Here is a 16,494-nt window from a genome sequence, read left to right as displayed (position 1 = left end):
TTTCCATAGCATCTATAAATATTACATTTCCTCGATTACAAAATCAGTTCTACGATTGATAGCCTTATTGGCTGCACTTGTGTTTGGAACTTTGGGCTGTGTTTGTCCGTATCCTTTTGATTCTAAACGGTTTTTATCAATGCCAAGTGAAATCAAATAATCTTTTACGCCATTTGCTCTTCGATCTGATAAAGATAGGTTGTTGTCAGGATTACCTTCATTATCTGTATGTCCTTGGATAAGGATTCGATATTGTGTGTTTTGTTTAAGAAAACGTGCAAATTGTTTCAAAATAAATTTGGAGCGATCATTTAGCTCTGCTGAAGCTGTAGCATACAAAATATCATTGATTGTATAAGGCTCACCTACTTTTATTTCTCGAATTTCCATGTTCTTGTCAGTAATGGTTTCAGCTTTAGCTAAATCTTCTTTAACAATGATTTGTGAATCGAAAGCAAATCCATCTTTTTTAATGTTTAACATGACATCTTCATTTTCTTTTGCTTTTACGATGGCAGCATATTTTCCATCATCCGAATTTACCTTGATTGTCTCTACTTTATTTGAATTTTCGTAGGTAATTTCAATCTCTACATTCTCTAGCTCTGTTTCGTCTTCTACTTTTAATTCTCCTTTAACCATAACCACTTTTTGAGGTCTGGCATCTTCATATAAATCAAAAGAATAGATGTCCCAGTTGTTTCTTTGTCTAGAAGAAAAATAAGCTTCTTTTCCATCAATAGATACAAACAATCCGATCTCATCATCTTCTGTGTTAATTGGGTACCCAATGTTTTTTGGTTTAGTCCAATTTCCCTTATCATCTTTCCGCATATAAAAGATATCTGTCCCACCTAAGCCTTTACGTTCTTGGGAAACACTAGAAACAAAGTAAAATGTTTCGCTATCTTGATGGATAAATGGACTTTTGTCTTTTCCTGGCGTATTGACAATAGAAAAAGGCTGGGCAGGTCCCCAAGAGTTGTCATCCAGACGCTCGGAAAAGAAAATATCGTCATTTTGAGTATTCGGGCGATTCGCTGTGAAATATAAAATATTTCCATCTGCTGAAAGTGAAGGTTGTCCTTCCCAACCATCAGGAGTATTAATAGCACTTCCTAGGTTCTCCAGTGGAGACCAAATATAATCATTCCCCCCTTGACCAGTTCTTCGATATTTGGTAACATATAAATCGCAATTTCGATAGGTTTGCCCGTTTACTTTTTCGTCTTTACATGCACAGATAATCATTTCCTTGTTATCTACGGAGAGTGTTGCTGCTCCATAGCTATCAAATGTTCCATCATTGAAAGGGATGTCAAGTGGCGTTCCTATATCAAAAGGGCTGTGTATGTTTTTACGTTTTGCCCATGTAAACTCCTCCTTAATACTCGACATAATGTCGCCCTTTGCCTTTCTATCTACTCTTCGAGTAAAGAACATTAACTCATTATCGGGAGATATCATAGGAAAGTATTCATCAACGGGAGAACTTACATTTTCTACTTTTTTAGGTTCGAAGGGAACTTTGTTGTCGTAGAAGGACATTTCGTCTTGATAAACTTTTAATACTTCAGCAACATCTTGTAACCTTTTTTCGTGATCAGGAGCATATTTCTTAACATCGTCACTTTTAAATTGTTGAAATTTTTTAAAATATTCTATTGCTTTTTTTGAATTCTCAAAACTGTAATTTATGACACCAATATAGTAATAGCAGTCAGAATGATAGTCCTTACATTTATCAAGGGCTAATTGAAATTCACGTTCAGCAATACGCATATTACCATCCCCTACCGAAGGATTTGGATTTCTATCGTATGCTTCTAAGCCTTTATTGTAAGCGTAAAGTGCAAATTCATAGTGTACCTGTGCGTTATCTGGTTCTGATTCTGTTGCCTGACGGAATAAATCGGCAGCTTCTTGGGGAGAAGATGTTTTTGCTTTATCTAATAGTTTTTGTGTTTTTTTATTGGGTGGTAAGCACGATTCGTCTTCTACTTGAGCAAATGAGAATTGGATAAGGTTGAGGCATAAAATCAGAGACCAATAAAAATATTTCATAATCATTATTTATCGTTAAATATTGTATAATCCGCAATTTCACGGATAGTTACGCCAAACTTACAAAAAAAGAGCCATTCTATTTTTGACTCTTTTATGACTTTCAAACGATGAAATGTTGATTAGATTATTCTTTTATCAACTTTATGGTTTCTCCTTGTGTTCTAAGAAAATAAATCCCTGAACCAAAAGATTCAAGTGATAACTTATTCGAACCAGCATGGATTGTTTGCGATAATACTGTTGCGCCAAGTATGTCTTTAAGAGTGATTTCCATTTCATTTTGTACTTCAATAGTGATATAGGAAGTTGTAGGATTTGGATAAATTCTTATAAAATGATACGATAAATTTTCTAATGATGTCACATTTGGATTATGATGAATTACACCTACGCCAGCCAAGTCAAAACCCCCTGAATGGAAAGCAGTAGGGAAGGGATCGTTTATTTTGTTGCCATAACTATCTACTCCTCCCTTGTTTCCTAATGTACCTACCACATCTATAATTTTTATGTGCGTTATATTTTGGATATCTATGAGAACACTATCTTTTAGATCTTCTAAGTCAAAAGGAGTTCCAAATCCTACGCGATATTTACCTGCTAGATTGTGTATATCTGTTGCTTCAATGGAGCCAAAACTCCCAATAGGTGTTGTTGTTTGAGTTTTAGAATGATTAGGAAAACGGACGAAATGGACACCGTCTGAACTTACTTCCACAAAGGCTAACTCTAAAAAATCATCTGTTACACTATTTTCAAAAATGGCAAAATCCCATCCATCTCCATTGATAATTGGATGTTTAAAGGTTAGTATAGCAACTCCACTATCTCCCAAAGAAACAACACCGTCTGTTGAATTTCCAGATGCTGGACCTAATGCATCTTCGGGTTCTCCATAAGAAGCATAGTTAAATCCATTGTAGGAAGCGCTTGGATTTTCTATATTGATATAACCTCGGGATAAATCTATCCCAGTAGCCCAAGCTACAAAAACAGAAGAATCGTATTTAATCGCCGTGCTTCCAGGTAGCCCAGCAGCTGGTGCATAATCCTGCGTATATCCTACTTGAAATATAAATAAGGTGATGAGTGTTATATAAATTTTATTCATAATAGATGATGCTATTTGGGTTTAATCCAACTTTGAAATTTTTTGAAATTTGACCATTTTTAAAAAAACGTATATAACCGCTATTGGTATAGTTCATGGCATCTAGACCAATTACTTCGTTGGTTTTAAAAGGAATAATTCCATACAAAGTGGTGAAATTACTACCTGAAATGAAATTGTCATTTTCAGTGGATTGAGTAGTACAGTTATAGGTGCTTACTTTTGCATTCCCTGAATTAAAATCATAGAAGCAGATGTATAGTATATCACTTTGGATAGATAGTGTAGTAGCGGGTATTCCCAAAGGAATAATATCACCAGTTGGTGTGATTTTAATAAGTTCGCTTGGGTCATTGCTATAATCTCCTCGTTTAGCAACATAGATATTTCCAAAACTATCACTAACTACATCTATAGGGTTGTTGCCTACGACGAATGTATCTTGAATGGCAAGCGGAAATGTGCTCAATCTTAAAACAGTATTGTCGTAATTAGGAGCATCCAAGCCCCCAGAATTTGCTACATATAAATCTCCATTGTATTCACAAATTCCTTCTGGGTTCTTTCCAACTTTAAGACGAGATTTAATTTGTAAGGTTGTAGTGTCTATTTCTGTCACATAACCGTCATAACTTGTTACAAAGACAGAATTTTTGTACCCGACTAAACTTCTAGGCTGTTGTGATTTATTTTGATAGTTAAATGCAAGTTGTTGCAAACTCTTAAAGGTTTTTTTATGAATAATTTCTACTGTACTAGAAGTGGTAACTGAGATATAAATTTTTCCACCGTAAGCTATCATTTTGTTGGCCACATCTCCTAAAAGACGATTGTTTACTTTTAAGAACAGGTCTTCACTCATTTCACCAGTTGATAGGTCTAACCAATTGAGAGAACTATTGTTTTGATTAAAAAGTCCTTCGTGAAGCACCAACATCCCTTCCTTAGAGGTATCAGGTAAAGGCTCTGGGATTACGTCCTTTTTTTTGCAAGAAAACATTCCTGCAATGACAAGTAATAAGAGTGTATAATTTCTAATTAAACGCATAACTTAATTTTATAAAATAATTTCTTCCCGGCATGACAAAATACCGAATATAATTATATGGTATATCAGTCAGATTTTTGATACCTGCTTGTAGCTCAATAGTATGTTTTTCTGCCAGTTTTAATTGGTACCCTAATGATAAATCAGAAGTAAAATATGCATCAAGATGGTTACTTGGGATGTTTTCATTCAAACTATATCGTTCTCCGATGTATAGTCCAGCATAACTTAAAAATATTCCTTTGAAAGAGATGCTAAAAAGTGTATTTCCCGTAATTTTAGGAGTATAAGCAATTTGATGGCGATAAGTAGGGCTATTTTTATCACTGATATCTTCTACCTGTTGATAGTTAAATCCTAGTTGTAGAGAAGTTCTCCAATTTTTATATTCGTATTTCAGATTCAGATTGATATCTCCTCCAATCACATCTACTTTTCCAACATTTTGAATCGACCAGATGAATAGATTTTTGGTTGGTAGTGCTAAAATCTTATTGCGCACCCAATTTTTAAAGAAGTTTGTTTGAATGGTGAGGGAGAATCCTTTTTGAGTAAATCCTGAATTAATTCCTGCGTTGAATTGTGTGGCTTCCTCTGGGTCTAAATCCTTATTCCCTATTTGCGAATAATACAAATCTGTGAAAGAAGGAGCTCGGGATGATGGTTTAAACCACGCATAAAATTGGATTTTTTTTACTAATTGTTCAGAGGTATAAATAGCTATTGTAGGGTTGAATTTATGATAGGATTTTTGATGTGAAAATAGAGTGTTGTTGTCTATAAAACTTTGTAAAAAACCATTTGCTTCGGCAAAGAAATATTTCATTTCGTATTTTACTCGTAACATAGCTGTATTGGTATATCTACTTGGGCTCCCAATATCTCTATTGCTGGTTAATATATCATACGAAAAATCATCACCTATATTGAAATAAAAATCTTTCCAATGATATTGATAATGGAAGCCACCGCTCACAGATTGTGTTGTGTATTTATTTTCAAGAAATCCTACACTATTCAGAAAATTTGGATCGTAATATCTTAAATATCTATGAGCATATTGTGCAAATCCTTTAAGTGTACTATTCTTGCTATACCAATTATAGTGTAAACTAGCAAGAGAACTTTGTGTACTCATGGTAGCTTGTGTTAAGTTATTATACAAAATTACAGCTCCGGGGAGTTCTTGTTGTATAGTGTGGGTGGACAAATTAGTGGTTAGAACATGTTTATTTTCTTGCTTTCTCCACTTATAACCACCGCCTAAATTGATATGAAAATCAGTGAGTTCATTATTTTGCCTGCGATAGGAAGTATCTTGATTGCCAAATGGTAAACGATATGTATAATCTCCTTTGTATGCTTTATAGGCTCCTGAAGTACTTATAAAATAGTTTTTACCTGTATTTTTTAGACGTATATCTGCTTCTTTTTGCCCGAAGCTACCTAATAGAAAATTAGTTCTTAGAGCAAAAGGATGTGTTCCAAATTGCTGATCAAAGGTTTTAACGAGTACAACATTGCTTTTAACTAAAGCAGAAACAGGAAGTAGTTCCGAATTATTCTGTTCATATAGTTTGATTTCTTCAATGTTATTTGGAGGGATGGTAGCATAGTTGATTTGTCCTGATTGAGGATCGCTAATGGGTTCTCCATCTATAATTAACTGTGTATGTTCTCCACCTAAACCTCGATATGATAGCGTTTTGAGTCCTCCAATATCTCCATAATTTTTAATGCTTATACCATTAATATATTGTAATGCAGTACCTAAATCAGAAGGAACTAACTTTTGTATATCTTGTTGTTTTAAGATGGTTTGTTGTTCAAATCGTGGGTGGTGACCTTTGATGGTAATTTCTTCAAAAACAGTAGTATCCGATTGCCCGAAAGCAAAGAAAGGCATACACACTCCATATAGAAACATGATAAATAATTTATCCAATGAAATATGTATGCCTTTAAAACTCATGAGAGATTAGTGAATAATCAATTTTTGAGTTTGTTGGTTTTGATTTGTAACTAAGTATATTCCTGGCTGAATGTGAGAGATATCTGTTTTTTGATTTGCGTTTATGGTTAAGATATATTGACCATTTAAGTTGCTAATTTCATAGCTTCCTTCTCCTTCGATATATAGTGTATTTTGAGCTGGATTAGGATACATCTTAAATAATTTTGCTTGTTCTTCATTTAAAGAAAGTGTATGTTCCGTATATACTAAGTCGTCTAGTGCAAAATAAAAAGGAGTATTTGGTCCATACGTTCCCATATCTGAGGTTGTCAAATGAAAAGATATTTGAGTAATTCCCTGAAATGCTGAAAGATCAACATTTTCCCAGCTATCTACAATATAATGATCTGTCGCTTCATCGGATGTAAAATCAGCCAAGTAAAAACGAGTAGTTGCAATTGTATCGTTCCCATCTATACCGTAGATATCAACATAGAAGAAATCTTTATCTCCATTTTCACCAAATATTTTTGCCAAACCATCTCCATCGCGCATAGATAGAAAAGCATAAGTGGTATTTGTAATAGCCATACTTGTCATGTCAACTTTGTCATCAAATGAAATATAACCATTGTCTGCATCTCCAGATAGGAAAACCACATAATTGCTTGAGCTATTTGCTCCGCTAGCAGGATATGCACTTCCCTCGTTTGTAAAACCAGCAGTGGTATTATCAGTCATGTTGGAAGGAGCGAACCAACTGGTCCACCAGTCCCAATCAGCAAAATAGTAGCTATGAAATGTAGCCCCTTTGGAAACGAAGGTACCATCTCCACTTGTGGCGGGAATATAGGTTTCGGGTGTGAGTGTGATTTCTTCAAAATCAATCGTGGTTTGTGCTTGAATTGTGAATGCAGCAAGAAGCACACTTGCTAGAAAATAAAACTTCTTCATTTATTAAGTTTTAAAAAATTAAACAAATGAAGACATCAAATTGAGTTTTTATACTCTACATGGAACTATGACAACTGTATAACAGTGTTTTAAGTTCGACTTTTATCTGAAGTCTCCTTAACTCCATTTTAGATCAGTCTTCTGACTTGCTTCTTATCCTTTCTGCCTTCCCGAGTGTTTTGGGTTCACTCAGTGACTTTGTAGAGAGGACATGTAGAGCTTACAGCTGCAGATACAGTTCTTGACTTACACAAGATTCCTAGTGGGTATTTTCATACACACATCTAAAATGTTAGAACAAAGATAAAGATGATTTTGGTTAAAGCAAGATAAGGGAGAGAATAATTATATATCAAAAGTTACAAACTGAGAAGTTTACTAATAAATCCAATAAAAAAAGCTGTTGTTCAAAACAACAGCTTTTAAACTAGTTTAAGATTTGAATTATTTCATAATCTTTTTACGACCAATAACTGCATTCTTCTCATCAGTTAATACTAATAAAAGAACGCCTTTAGCATTGTTCATAATGGTATTATCTCCTGTATGAATGATATAATTTCCTAAAGATTGACCAGTAATAGTAAAAATAGAAAGTGTAGCCTCCTTTTCACTAGAAATGGTTAAAAACTCCGGTTGTGCTATTACTTTAAAATCAAGGTAGTTATCCTCTACATCAAGTGTCGCTAAAGTACCTGAAATTTTGATATAAACAATTGTTGCAGCTTTATCCGGATTATAAAGTCTAAAACTTTTAATTTTAAATTCATCTGAATTATTAAAGTTGTAAATAAGCACGTTTTCTGTTGCGCTAGTATTGTCCGAAATTAGACCTGTTTTCGTTTTAGCAACGCCATTATTATCTTTAATTTCATAATTACACATGATAGAGCTAGCTGGTGCTTGATTTTGCTTTTTAAATAACACTTTTACGGTTATGTTTTTATAGGTGTTATTGTTGTTAATGGCTAGCGTTCCAGATTCGTTAGCTGTAATTGAAATTTTATCAGGGAGCGGAAAACCGGGTCCTGTTACTGTCCAATCTGTAATAACAAATTCGTTATTGGCGCCATCAAATTCAACAATTGTTTGTTGTGCTAAAGTAGTTTGTGCATAAGTAAAAAGAGCTAGGGATATAGCTACAGTTTTTAGTAAAATCTTTTTCATGTAATATAGTTTTATTTTGCTAATGTATAAATTTCTCATAATAACTTAGGTTTATACGCAAAAAAAGTAATTAGGTTAATGAAAAATACATATTTCTTTATAATCTTCTTATCATTGTCATTTCAATCTTTCGAATGATGAGTAGTAGAAATTGTGTTTGTATAGTTTTTTGCATACTTCTTATTTCCTTGATTTCTTGCCAAGGAAATCAAAAAAACGTGTCTCTTTCTAATGTAAATGAGAGGGGAGATACGCTTCAGAATATATATGCACAATGTTTTTTAGTCATAAAATATGAAAATTATACTTTGATTCAAGTTAAAAACCCAGATAATCTTGAAATATTAAAAGAATATAGGATAACGAAAGACGGACTAAATGAGGATATATCAAGTAATTCTAAACGAATTATTGCTGGTTCAGCTACACATATTGGAATGATGAGAGCATTAGGGGTTCTTGATAAATTAGTAGGAATTCCAGAATGGGAGTATGTGTGCGAATCATTTGATAAGTCAAGAATAAAAGCCGTTGGTGATATTTTTCGCGCAAATGCAGAGTCTTATGCAGCTGTTCAACCAGACCTTATCTTTTATTCGGGTTATGATATGAATACGCCTATTTTTAATAAGTTTAAGCAAATAGGTTTAAAAACTTTCTTAATGTATGAATGGAAAGAAAACCATCCTTTAGGTAGAGCAGAATGGATTAAAATTTATGGCATTCTCTTTCATAAAGAACAGGAGGCAAATGCAATTTTTGAAGATATTAGAATAAAATATGAAAATTTAGCAAATAAGCTTCAGCAACTATCCATATACCCTCAAGCTTTGTCAGGGACTTATTGGGGAGATATCTTTAATGCGCCAACGGGGAGAAGTTATAATGCTCAATTACTAGCAGATGCCAATGTGAACTATGTGTATAAAGAATCTACTGGAACAGGTAGTTTAGAATTATCTTTAGAAGAAGTTATTAATGATAATAAAGACGTAGAAAATTGGATTAATATGGCAGCCACTTCTCGCAAAGAGTTATTGGCACAAAATTCTAAATTCGCTTTGCTTAGATCGGTAAAACTAGGAAATTTATATTCCTATATGGGTAATATGAATTGTTTCTTTGAAAATTCAGCTATTGAGCCACATATCGTATTGGAAGATATTGCTAAGATTTTCCATCCAGAAGTATTTGAAGACACAGAAATGAAATATTATTCTAAACTGATATTGGAATAATTTCTTATCTTAATCCTTATCATAAGAGTCAATATGGTATCTTTGATGCACAAAATGAAGAATAAATTTGTGCAAAGTAAGCAACAAACATATTGGAAATGGTCTCTCATTTTATTGATATTACTCATATTGTTAGTAATGTATGATTTGACTTTGGGGAGTTTCTCCATCTCATTTGCCGATATCTGGAAAGCCTTATTTGCACATGATACAAATTCTCAAAGTGAAATCATGGTACGTATTTTTCGATTTCCCCGTGTGATTACGGGAGTAATGGTAGGAATTGCTTTGTCTGTATCAGGTTTACTTTTGCAAACACTTTTCCAGAATCCTTTAGCTGGACCTTATGTATTGGGTATAAACTCAGGAGCTTCTTTATTTGTTGCGATTTCAACGATGTTTTCTTTCCATGTAATAAGCACTTCTTTTAGTTTAGTTACAGCTGCTATGGTAGGGGCTTTCTTAGTAGGACTCTTAGTATTAGCTAGCTCACTTTATTTAAAAAATAAAATTTCGCTCTTGCTGGTTGGAATAATGTTGGGAAGTTTTATTGGTGCTATTGTAAGTGTGATACAATCTTATGCTGACCCAAATGACTTAAAAACTTTTATGTTATGGAGTTTTGGCTCTTTACAATCAATAAGCTATAGCCAATTGCCAGGTCTTTTTGTAGTAGTTCTAATGGGATTCTTACTTAGTTTACTTATAGCAAAACCGCTAAACTTATTAGTTTTAGGAGATAAAAATGCTTCAATTTTGGGTGTAAACACAAAGCAAATTCGCTTTGTAGTAGTTTTGATTACTTCCATTCTATCAGGTGTAATTACGGCATATTGTGGACCTATTGCGTTTGTAGGATTAATTATTCCAAATATGGTGAAATTTGTATATAAAACCACGAATCATTTTCAGTTGATATTGGGAAGTGCCTTAATGGGAGCTGTCTTGATAGTATTTTGTGATATTTTAATGCAACTTTTAATGGATACCATTAAGATTCCTTTAAATGCACTTACTGCGTTAATTGGAGCTCCAGTAGTTGTATGGATTATTCTTAAAAAATTCTGATGCTTCATTTTCAAAATTTACATATCGGATTTCAAGGAAAACAAGAACCTAAATTGTTGTTTGAAGCAAGAAATTTGGAGTTCTTAAAGGGAGAATTAGTGGGTTTAATTGGACCTAATGGTTCTGGAAAAACTACGCTCTTTGATCATTTGATGGGTTTTATAACTCCTATAGAAGGTGAAATTTGTGTGCATAATAAGAGTTTGTTTCAACTTACCCAAGAGGAAAAAGTAAAAACATTGAGTTATGTGCCTTCTAAATTTTTTGGTGTTAACCATTTGTCAGTTTATGAATTGATTAGTATGGGGCGAGCGCCTTATACAAATATTTTGAATCGATTGAGTGAAGAGGATAAGAGGGTAATAGATGAGGTATTAAATTCACTAGACTTAATGGAATTACAAGAAAAAGACACCATTTTTTTAAGTGATGGCGAACGTCAAATCGCTATGATAGGGAAGGCGTTAGCACAGGAAAGTGAGGTAATGGTTTTAGATGAGCCTACAGCCTTTTTGGATTATAACAACAAGCGAAAAGTGATGGGGATACTACAAAATGTGGCTCTACACAATGAGAAATTAGTATTTATTTCTTCTCATGATCTAGAATTGTGTTTTGAATATTGTACGAAGATTATTGCAATTGATAAAAACAATAGGCAATTGGTAGAGTTTACAGCTCCTTTCCAAAAAGAAGAGATAATTTCGAAAATATTCTCATGAATCTACTTAGATACAGAAATTAAATAGTTTATCTTATAATTCATAGCCTCCTGAGAAAAAACTAATTTCCTTTCATCTTTATTTCCCAAAGAATCTATAAAAGTATATTCTTCCATAAAGGCTTCATCAAAGTCACCACGATGTAAGATGATAAATTGTGTCATATCTAATGTTCCGTTATTGAATTTAATAGCCTCAGAGACATTTACTAAGTCGCTCATCGCTAATTCTAAATAGTGTAAAGTATCTATACCTGGTTGTGTACATTCATATATGCTATAATAATAATCCGAACATCCATCACAATCTGAATCGGCTATATCTTTTATCGTTTCAATATATTTAAATAATGGAGAGATTACATAATCGTTTACAGTATCTTGTTGTATCCAAGCAGACATACAACAGCTGTTGTATCGATCTCCAATAATAAAACGATCTCCTACCTTAAAATGCATCAGCGAGTCTGCTTGTAAAAAAGGGTAATTGGGAATATCTATTTCTTTCTTGGATTGAGTGCAACTTGTCCAGATAAATAGAGATAAAATGAGGTAAAGGATTAGATTTTTCATTTTTTAAATAGCTTAAGAATAATCAAATTTATAATTTTATTTTAATTACTAGTTGCACATGTAGAATAAGTAAACCAAAAAACTAAAAAAACGCTCTATTTATTTGGTAATCCCAAAGAATGCATTTAAATTGCAGTAGCACTATAAAATAACACACTATGAGAATGAATCATGTACTACGCCCTTTTCGGGGATGGAGGGCTTATCATCAGTTAAAGTATATCTTACTAGCATCCCCATTTTTACTATTAACCAATAATGTAAAAGCCCAAATAGGAATCCCTTCAATACCTATCAAAACAACAACGTGTCCAAACACTTCTTGGAAATCCATCAAATACTCGGATATACCAATTGTATATTTAGATGAATCTCAATGTAAGGGGAGAGTAGGGATAGGAACGCAACAGCCAAAAGCCAAGCTAGATATAAAAGGATATCCTACATTATCTGAAAATTTTGCTTTAAATATTAGCAGATTACAGAATAATAATGAGAATTCTTTACTTTCTGTCGATTATTCAGGAAAATTTATGCTCAATTCCTATACGCAGGGAGGTTTGCCTATATTAACTGTATTTCCTAATGGAACGCTAGAGTTAAAAAATCAAGCTGGAAATTCCATACTAAAAGTAAATAGCCAAAATAACACAACATATACCCGAGAAGTAATTGTAGATTTAGCCTCTTGGCCGGACTATGTGTTTCACCCAGATTATAAGCTCCCATCTCTGAATAAAGTAGAAGAATATATACAACTAAATAAGCGCCTTCCTGGATTTCCCAGTGCAGTAAATATTGAAACTAATGGACTCCCTTTGGGAGAAATGAATAAATTATTAACTGAAAAAGTAGAGGAATTAACTCTTTATATCATTGCCCAGCAAAAAGAAATGAATGTTCTCAAAGAGGAACAGGATAACCTAAAAGAGTTGCTAGAAACATTACGGAATGAAATAAGCGAATTAAGTAAAAAGAACAACTAAAGAATCTTCTTTATAACATACAAGAATTAAAAGCGATGAAAAACTTGCAACACTATACAGTAACTTTCTTTTTGCTTAGCTTTGTCTATATGGTATTCCCTCAAAACACTCCGGTAAACGTGTTTGATTGCGAGGCTTATGCTTTACAACCAAGTCAACAAGAGTTGGATAACAATTCATATATTTATGGTTCGTGTATAGAACTTGGTGGAGACCACACCAGCGCTATGACTGCTAATCAAAATAAAACCATGAAAGCATATCAGCGTATTCATTTAAAATCGGGTACTCACCTGAAGAGTATAGAAAACGGAGGAAAAAACCATCTACTAATACAAGAAGATTTTGGAAATGGATCTGTAGATGTTCAACCTGGAGAAATTGGACAACTCACAGGCGTTTCGGTGATGAATTACCCCGATTTGAATCATGTTTTGCGTTATAAAAAATTGGAATTTGGTATCGGGAATTTACAAAACCAAGCGTTTGAATTATGGAATGATGTACGTAAGTTTATAAAAAATACGACTGACCCTACTGCTCCTTATGACCCAACTGCGCTCAACCCATTTTTAGCATGGGATATTCAGGTTCAAGCTATTTTCAACTGTCTGGATGTACCTTGGTATGAAATAGTAGAAGGTTATTTTACAAGGGATTATGTGGAGAATGAAAGTGAAAATGCTTGGAATGAAATCAAAGGAAATGATGGAGTGATGTCTGCGTTTCCGTTTAGAGTTCGTTTTGCACCTCCACAAAATGGAAAATGGTATGGCAAGATTCAAATAAAGGTTAAAGGTGTGCTAAAATACGAGAGTCCCTTGTTCTATTTTTATGTAGTGGAAAGTGGCGACCCCGGTTATGTACATATTCACGAAAACAGAAGAAATTTAAAACTAGGTTCACGTATGATTTTTCCTGTAGGGCAAAATTTTCCTGCACCTAGTGATGAAAATTGCAATGAAAGACATTGGGAGATTATTCCCCATACAGAAGATTGTGCTACATTAGAAGAATGGGATGAATATTTACAAAAAGTAGAAACATATTTTGCCTATGGCAACCAGTATGGTGATCCGGCAAAACCCAAGTATTTTAGGATGGTATCTTGTCCTTGGTCTAATTCTATTGAGTTTGAGAAAAAAGGAAATTACTACAAACGCTTGCACTATGCTTATGAAATTGATAAATTGTTGGATCTTTGTGAGGATTATAACGGTCTGATGATATATAACCTCATGATGCAAGACCATTTTATGTACCGCAATTTTTGGTGGCAATGGTCATGGGAACATAAAAATGAGGATGGTACCCATATTGATTATGCAGGACCTAACAGTAACTACCCATTTTATTGTTACAACGATGACCCATGGGTGAATGGTGGAAGTAAAACGCCCGACAAGATGTTTACAAATACGACGGATTTGCTCTACCACAAGCAGCGTACGCGCTACCTGATTGCACGCTATGGCTACTCTACCAAAATAGCCGAATGGGAACTGTTGAGTGAACCGTGGCATTTAAACAGCCATCTAAACGATGAAGACAATATTCCATATAATTTTCCAAATGCATATCCCGAAGTTAGGGATGCCATATATAACTATCAAAAGGTGATGATAAGCTATATCAAAGATTCTTTAAATTGGAACAGGCAATTGATTGGAATAAACATAAAGCCACCTGAAGCAGAAAAAACAGGAAATCATCTTGACTCAAGTATTTACATTCAAAATGTTGATGTGATTGGGTTTAATCCGTACTATGTTGTTCCTAATGCTCTATTGAAATCAGAAAGCAATAATATGTATCTGACTGATGTTGGCTCAGTAAGGATTTTAAGAGCCTTTAAGAATTTACCTGGAGTTCCTGTCATCATCTCCGAAGGAGGTATAGACAACGTATACAGCCCTTGCTCCAACTACAACCTCCGCCCAGTGGATGAAATGACACTCGGCTTTACAGGTATTGCAGGTTTCTTATTTTGGGATGGCAGAGGAAAAAATGCCGATAGCATCAACAATCTGTACCTAAGTTTATGGAAAAAAACCTTCCGTGCCCTCAACCACATGAACGGCGATGATGTGATTGGAACGCTGAGCCAAGGGTGGGGACAGTGGAATCATTACAGCTCAAGTATAGTCCCAAAGAGTAAAAAATATGAAATAGAATTACAAAGTTATATCTCAAATAACAAAACAAAGGCAGTTGGCTATATTAAAAATAATACATATAATATTAAAACGAGAGGAGGAGAGAGCGATCCTTGTAAAAATGTGCCTTTGGAAAAAAAACATAAAGATCCCTACTCTAAACAATGGAATATGCCACTATTTAATAAGAGGTTGCGAATTGAAGACTTAGACTCAAAAACAGATTATAAAATTGAATGGTATTCAACTTTTGGTAGTTATCCAAATGGATATATTAAATCGGATTGTCAAAAAACCAATAAGAAAAAAGGAAAATGGGGAATTACATTAGAACATCCAAAATTAACAGTAAGCTACGCTGGAAATAATGATTTACCTGTTGTTTGGTTTGTAATACATAAAGGAAGTTGCTCCAATAGTATGAATATTCCAGATAGTAATAGCGAAGAGTTATTAACAAATAAAAATATTACTAAAAATGCAATCTCTTCATCTAAAGAATCCTTAGTTAAAGTATATCCTAACCCATTTGACAATAAAATTACAATAGAATCATCTGTAGAAGATTTGGTAAACTTAGAGTCCTTGGAAGGAAAAGTATTAGATTCATGGAAAATACCAAGTAATAGTTATGAAATCCATATCTCTAATCTCCAAAAAGGTATCTATATTTTACGATTTATAAATCAGAATATCATCTTTAAACTCATTAAGCTATGAGAAAATATCAATTACTATTTTTAATACTAACCTCTTGTGTGAGTGTCTTTTCCCAAGAATCTCTTAGAATGAATATCCAACTTTCTGAAATGCCATATTATCGGTTTCATAAGATAGATGGAGAAGGGACAGCAATTTGGTCCAATTTCACTTCTGCGGGAATTGGATTGGAGACGAATACCCAATCATACCGAATGACTTATGCTATATTATACGGCCTTAATCTAAATCTTACAGTATTTGAGTCAAATTTTCCAATATTTCAAAGTCATCTACTAGGTATATCTTATAAATTCCATCTTAAAAAAGAAAATAGTTTATTTGTTGGGATAAGTTTATTTTCAGAAGTAGCTTCTAACTATAAAGGTAATACAATGTGGAATGAATTTATTCCTTATACTCCAGTATTGTATAACCTTGAATATTTGGGGCATGGCGTGCCTTCAAAATTGGTACTGCAAAGCAACTTCTACCAATCCACACCCTTTATAGGTTTTGTTCATGCAGGGTATAATTTTAAAGTTACTCAAGCTTTTCATATTAGCCTTTCAGCAAGTTATGGTTTTCAAATTATGAAATATAAATATCTGAAATGGGATGAAGGAGTAGAGTATCAGGAAGCATTGCGTTTAGCTCCTGTACAGACGCAACTTTTTCATGCCATTGGGGTGGAGTTAGGGTTGTCGTATTCCATTCCTATGAGATCGGATAGAAAATCCAAGGAATAACTG

13 protein-coding genes and 1 riboswitch are annotated in these 16,494 nt (G+C 33.7%); of the genes, 6 read left to right on the top strand and 7 right to left on the bottom strand.

The features are described 5' to 3' along the window. Positions 1 to 21: 21 nt before the first annotated feature. From M9897_09580 to M9897_09555, 6 genes are all read right to left on the bottom strand, one after another. Positions 22 to 2,064 carry an OmpA family protein gene (locus tag M9897_09580; protein MCO5269132.1) on the bottom strand — a complete coding sequence of 681 codons (2,043 nt, stop codon included), beginning with the start codon at positions 2,062 to 2,064 and terminating at the stop codon, positions 22 to 24. Between the two features lie 127 nt (positions 2,065 to 2,191). Then, entirely contained in the window at positions 2,192 to 3,178 is a 987-nt protein-coding gene (locus M9897_09575; protein ID MCO5269131.1) for a T9SS type A sorting domain-containing protein, read from the bottom strand. After that, complete coding sequence (locus M9897_09570; protein ID MCO5269130.1) at positions 3,171 to 4,226, bottom strand: hypothetical protein; 1,056 nt, start codon at positions 4,224 to 4,226, stop codon at positions 3,171 to 3,173. Before M9897_09570 ends, M9897_09575 begins: the two co-directional genes overlap by 8 nt. Then, entirely contained in the window at positions 4,213 to 6,198 is a 1,986-nt protein-coding gene (locus M9897_09565; GenBank protein ID MCO5269129.1) for a TonB-dependent receptor, read from the bottom strand. The genes M9897_09570 and M9897_09565 overlap by 14 nt, the downstream gene beginning before the upstream one ends. Before the next feature lie 6 nt (positions 6,199 to 6,204). Beyond that, positions 6,205 to 7,134 (bottom strand): DUF4465 domain-containing protein, encoded by a 930-nt coding sequence (locus M9897_09560; protein MCO5269128.1) that lies wholly within the window; start codon positions 7,132 to 7,134, stop codon positions 6,205 to 6,207. Positions 7,135 to 7,247: 113 nt separating this feature from the next. Then, positions 7,248 to 7,437, bottom strand: a riboswitch (cobalamin riboswitch). A gap of 141 nt (positions 7,438 to 7,578) precedes the next feature. Further along, positions 7,579 to 8,301, bottom strand: coding sequence for a hypothetical protein (locus tag M9897_09555; protein MCO5269127.1), 723 nt, complete (start codon positions 8,299 to 8,301; stop codon positions 7,579 to 7,581). A 308-nt stretch (positions 8,302 to 8,609) separates the two neighbouring features. Here M9897_09555 and M9897_09550 point away from each other — a divergent pair, with 308 nt between their 5' ends. Genes M9897_09550 through M9897_09540 form a run of 3 tightly spaced genes read left to right on the top strand, consistent with a single transcriptional unit; the run spans position 8,610 to position 11,329 of the window. Continuing rightward, on the top strand, positions 8,610 to 9,539 hold the full coding sequence (locus tag M9897_09550) for an ABC transporter substrate-binding protein (protein MCO5269126.1): 930 nt from the start codon (positions 8,610 to 8,612) through the stop codon (positions 9,537 to 9,539). 54 nt (positions 9,540 to 9,593) lie between these two features. Beyond that, positions 9,594 to 10,607, top strand: coding sequence for an iron ABC transporter permease (locus tag M9897_09545; protein ID MCO5269125.1), 1,014 nt, complete (start codon positions 9,594 to 9,596; stop codon positions 10,605 to 10,607). Further along, a complete protein-coding gene (locus tag M9897_09540; protein ID MCO5269124.1) occupies positions 10,607 to 11,329 on the top strand; it encodes an ABC transporter ATP-binding protein in 723 nt (240 codons plus the stop codon). The genes M9897_09545 and M9897_09540 overlap by 1 nt, the downstream gene beginning before the upstream one ends. 2 nt (positions 11,330 to 11,331) lie before the next feature. Here the strand turns inward: M9897_09540 and M9897_09535 are convergent, their stop codons facing one another. Then, the gene (locus tag M9897_09535; protein ID MCO5269123.1) at positions 11,332 to 11,901 is read right to left on the bottom strand and encodes a hypothetical protein; all 570 of its coding nucleotides are present in this window, start codon (positions 11,899 to 11,901) and stop codon (positions 11,332 to 11,334) included. Between the two features lie 158 nt (positions 11,902 to 12,059). Here M9897_09535 and M9897_09530 point away from each other — a divergent pair, with 158 nt between their 5' ends. The 3 genes from M9897_09530 to M9897_09520 are packed head-to-tail and all read left to right on the top strand — an operon-like array spanning position 12,060 to position 16,491. Beyond that, positions 12,060 to 12,887: a hypothetical protein gene (locus M9897_09530; GenBank protein MCO5269122.1), complete on the top strand. Its 828-nt coding sequence runs from the start codon at positions 12,060 to 12,062 to the stop codon at positions 12,885 to 12,887. A 35-nt stretch (positions 12,888 to 12,922) separates the two neighbouring features. After that, complete coding sequence (locus M9897_09525; GenBank protein MCO5269121.1) at positions 12,923 to 15,763, top strand: T9SS type A sorting domain-containing protein; 2,841 nt, start codon at positions 12,923 to 12,925, stop codon at positions 15,761 to 15,763. Beyond that, the gene (locus M9897_09520; GenBank protein ID MCO5269120.1) at positions 15,760 to 16,491 is read left to right on the top strand and encodes a hypothetical protein; all 732 of its coding nucleotides are present in this window, start codon (positions 15,760 to 15,762) and stop codon (positions 16,489 to 16,491) included. Before M9897_09525 ends, M9897_09520 begins: the two co-directional genes overlap by 4 nt. Positions 16,492 to 16,494: the final 3 nt, after the last annotated feature.

It is taken from the genome of Brumimicrobium sp. (assembly GCA_023957385.1).
Lineage (GTDB): Bacteria > Bacteroidota > Bacteroidia > Flavobacteriales_D > Crocinitomicaceae > Brumimicrobium.
This window is presented reverse-complemented; position numbering and strand designations above follow the sequence as displayed.